This is a genomic window from Acetomicrobium mobile (genome assembly GCF_937920065.1).
In genome coordinates, this window is the sequence record NZ_CALETC010000177.1 from 1 (window position 1) to 4548 (window position 4548).

Below are 4548 nucleotides of genomic sequence, written 5' to 3' on the forward strand. Positions count from 1 at the left end.
GCTATTCCCTAAACCACATCCAAGCTATAGACATGTTTCCACAAACCACACACGTCGAGTGCGTAGTGTTGATGTCAAGGGTAAAATAGTAAGAGTCTGGAAAGCCCAGTATTCAAGCCATTCGTGTGTTTTTACATTTGAAATCGTATTGCGAATAATGTGATTTTTTTGATTCGTGGAAACGCGTCGAAATCGGCTTAGACCCTTGCAAGTGGTCAATTTAGATAACAGTGCTTAGTGAGAAGTCAATTTAGATAACATGGGCTTGTAGTGGTCGATTTAGATGTTTCTTTAGCTTTTGCCGAGGTTGTGTTGTCAGGATAAATGAGGAATATCTAAGCACAAGAAAACGCCATAAAAAAACGTTGGGGAAATAGCAACAAAATGCTTTTCCCCAACGTTTTCGACTTTTACTGGGTGATGTTGTTTATTTCAACTTATCAACTTGCTTTTGGAACGCTAACAGATGGCTTTCTTGACTTGGAGGGGAAAGTAAGATTAGGAATGAATATTTCTAAGGACGGAACGTCAGAAATTTACCTCCCTGACTTGGAAGGTAAAGTAAGATTGGCAATGGCCATTCCTGAGAATGGAATACCATCGATTGGCTTCTTCAACTCTGAAGGAAAATCCAGGCTGATAATGGGTATTTTTGAGGATGAGAATCCGTTTCTGGGATTTTATGGACCGGATGGTAAAGCAATTAGTGCCTTACCTTAGTTAGTGAGAGGAGAAATGTATGGGTTTGGATAAATTTTGATCTTGTGGCGAAAATATGTGATATATTAGTTATGTTAGAGCTGGGAGAAGGAGCAAAATAAGTTTATTTCGTAGGAAAGAGCTATGAGTCTTAAAAATACATATTTGATGGTTATTATGAAGAAGAGCTTTTTACACATTTAATTCAACGTGATATGATATGAAGGAAATTAAACCGTTTGACCTTTCAGCATTAGAACAACTTGCAAAGATTATAGGGAACAGATATTCAGGCTCTGAAATTACGGAGCTTTTCAAAAAAGCTGGTTTTCCTAATGTCCAGTATGATAGGTCTACCAAGTGGAGATTTGTCTATGCTTCTTTAGAAGAACTGCAAAAACAAGCTAATGGCCCCTACAATGTTGTTAAAGTCATTGAAAAACTCTGTGATCCTCAAGAGTACTTCGGACAAGCTGAATGCCACAAAAGCATTGTGGAAAAAGTAAACGAGATACTGGCATTTTATAGCCTAGAGGTAAGCTCTGAAACAGGAAAAATTACTGTTAAATCAAATCCATCTCCTACTTTGCGACCACAACGATCTAAGGCTGAAGAAATGTTTGACTCAAGAAATTTTCACCCTGAAGTTCAAAAGCATGCCAGATCTTTGTTCGTAGAAGAGAAACATTTCCATGCAGTTTTTGAATGTTGCAAGGCTTTTGATAAATACGTCCGAGAAAAGTCGGAAATTGACAAAGATGGGGCGGAGTTAATGGGAGCCGCATTATCTTTAAAGGGTCCACTAAAAATTAATACTCAATGCACAGAGACGGAACGCAACGAACAAGAAGGTATAATGCACCTCTGTATAGGATTAATGCGAGCTATTAGAAACCCAGAGGCTCACGAACCAGAATTGAATTGGTCTATTACTCAAGAAGATGCTCTTGATATTCTTTCTTTAATTAGTTTTCTATGGAGAAAAATAGATGGAGCAGTCATTTGGAGGGGCACGTCGAGTGCGTAGCACTGCTGATGGGAGAAAAACTCTGAGCATTCCAGCAAAGGACAAACCCCGTCAAAGCGCTGCAACCAAAAGGCTGTAAAGATTAGATTACAAGTTATGCGATCTATTAACAAAACACCTTCTGGAAATTATTTCCCCCCTGACAAAAATGGCTGATGTGTATAGCTTTTATCTTCGTTTACAGCGTTTACAGATTTGCTCTTGCACAATTGGCACCAACACAAAAGTAAACTAAAGCACACGACTGATTGCTATAGATGCAAGTCAAAAGAACTCTTCCCATGCCAAAAACATCTCATTTGACACGACTATCAACTCACTATATAAAACTGCAATAACTGTAAATATTGAGTCAGGATTTGCTGAAGGAAAAAGAGCCAATGGTTCTGTTAAAACATAGGTAATAGCTGCCGCATTTTGCTAAGAAGAAGATATTGTTACCTCTCCAATGAAGATGGAATGGTAGGGTTAGATGCCCATCATAGACTGGATCCAGACCGTAATAAATACCATGTTGTATATAATAAACCATATGGGGTAGCACAAGCGTGGCCAAGGGGCAAAATAGGGGCCTTGGATATTTAGAAAAAGTGGAGTTGGTGCAAGTGGCAAAAAAGCAGGTCAATAATAATCAAGATGAGCCTTTGGAGAAGCAGCTTTGGAAAGCTGCCGACAAGCTCCGCAAGAACATTGACGCTGCAGAATACAAACACATAGTCTTAGGCCTTATGTTTTTACGGTACATATCAGAGGCCTTCGAAGAGTTGTACATGAAACTTAAATCAGGCGAAGGGGAATACGAAGGAGCCGACCCGGAAGACAGAGATGAATATAGGGCAGAAAACGTCTTTTTCGTCCCAGCGGAAGCTAGATGGTCTTACCTGCAATCAATGGCAAAACAGCCAGAGATAGGCAAAATTGTAGATAATGCAATGGATGCGATCGAAAAAGAAAATCCCTCTCTTAAAGGGGTCTTGCCCAAGGTATACGCCCGGGGCAACCTAGACCCAACAAGCCTCGGCGGGCTAATAGACCTTTTTAGCAAAACTTCCCTTAAAGAAGCTAAATCGAGAAGTGGCGATGTTTTAGGCCATGTGTTTGAGTATTTTTTAGGAGAGTTTGCCCTTGCCGAAGGGAAAAAGGGAGGGCAATTCTATACGCCGCGAAGCGTCGTCGAACTATTGGTTGAGATGCTTGAGCCGTATAACGGCAGGGTGTTTGACCCATGCTGCGGCTCGGGCGGGATGTTTGTCCACTCCGAAAAGTTCGTAACCGAACATCAAGGACGAATGAACGACATATCCATCTACGGGCAGGAAAGCAACCTTACCACGTGGCGACTTTGCAAGATGAACCTGGCTATAAGGGGCATCGACAGTTCTCAAGTGCTGTGGAATAACGAGGGTTCGTTTTTAAATGACGCTCATAAAGACCTAAAGGCTGATTACATCCTCGCTAATCCGCCCTTTAACGACAGCGATTGGGGAGGGGAACTGCTCCGTAACGACGCCCGATGGAAATACGGCGTGCCGCCCGTTGGAAATGCGAATTACGCCTGGATTCAACACTTCATCTATCACCTTGCGCCAACCGGCGTGGCTGGGTTTGTCATGGCTAAAGGGTCGCTTACGTCGAAAAGTTCGGGTGAGGGTGAGATCAGAAAAGCAATTATAGAGGATCGCCTCGTTGACTGCATAGTAAACTTACCGCCAAAGCTTTTCTTGAACACGCAAATTCCGGCCTGCCTTTGGTTTTTGAGCAGAAATAAGGCCAACGGAAAATACAGAAGCAGAACCGATGAAATACTTTTTATAGACGCAAGGAATATGGGATATCTCATCAATCGCAGGACGCGTGCACTGTCGCGAGAGGACATAGAAAAGATTGCCAATACCTACCACAACTGGCGTAATCCAAACGGTCATTATGAGGACGTAAAAGGGTTTTGCAAATCCGCAACAATAGAAGAAGTGAGGCAGCTTGATTATGTGCTCACACCTGGTCGTTACGTAGGTTTGCCTGAAGAGGAAGACGACTTTGACTTTAAGGAGCGATTTACAAAGCTTAAAGCCGAGTGGGAAGAGCAGCTTAAAGAAGAAGCAAGGCTTAACGCACTCATCGCTGAAAACCTAAAGAAGGTGAAGGTGGATGAGTGATAAGGTGCCGAATGGGTGGAAAGAGTGTAGGTTAGAAGAGGTAGCAAAAATTGTAGGTGGAGGTACCCCCAAGACGGATGTTGACGAATATTGGAATGGAGACATACCTTGGATTACACCAAAAGACCTATCAAATTTTAATGGTAGGTATATATCAAAAGGAGAAAGAAACATTTCTGAAAAGGGTCTTGTAAATTCTAGCGCTAAACTTTTGCCGCCAGGAACAATTTTGTTAACTTCCAGAGCGCCCGTTGGGTATTTGGCAATTGCTGAAAATGAAATCACAACCAACCAAGGTTTTAGGAGCTTGGTCCCTTTAAATAACATTGATAACATTTTTCTCTTTTATTTACTGAAAAATAATATTGAATATTTAAAGTCTCAAGCAACAGGAACAACCTTTGGAGAATTAGCTGGTTCCGTACTCAAATCATTAGTATTTTTATTTCCTCCTCTTCCCGAGCAGCGCGCCATTGCCTCTGTCCTTTCTAGCCTCGATGACAAAATAGACTTGCTCCAGCGAGAAAACAAGACGCTTGAAGCTATGGCAGAAGCGCTCTTTCGCCAGTGGTTCATTGAGGAGGCTAAGGATGACTGGGAGGAAGTATCGCTAGGTGATAGTAGTTTAGCTACTATTATAAAAAGTGGAATAAATCGTTTTGAAGG

At 41.8% G+C, this 4548-nt stretch carries 4 protein-coding genes; all 4 read left to right on the plus strand.

What is annotated here, in order from left to right; genetic code table 11:
* Positions 1-384: 384 nt before the first annotated feature.
* On the plus strand, positions 385-720 hold the full coding sequence (locus Q7P41_RS06835) for a hypothetical protein (protein WP_303883066.1): 336 nt from the start codon (positions 385-387) through the stop codon (positions 718-720).
* Between the two features lie 199 nt (positions 721-919).
* Positions 920-1726: a TIGR02391 family protein gene (locus Q7P41_RS06840; protein ID WP_303883068.1), complete on the plus strand. Its 807-nt coding sequence runs from the start codon at positions 920-922 to the stop codon at positions 1724-1726.
* Between the two features lie 548 nt (positions 1727-2274).
* The gene (locus Q7P41_RS06845; RefSeq protein WP_303883069.1) at positions 2275-3882 is read left to right on the plus strand and encodes a class I SAM-dependent DNA methyltransferase; all 1608 of its coding nucleotides are present in this window, start codon (positions 2275-2277) and stop codon (positions 3880-3882) included.
* Positions 3875-4548, plus strand: a 674-nt coding sequence (locus tag Q7P41_RS06850; RefSeq protein ID WP_303883071.1) for a restriction endonuclease subunit S, incomplete at its 3' end; no start/stop codon positions are given. The genes Q7P41_RS06845 and Q7P41_RS06850, both read left to right, overlap by 8 nt.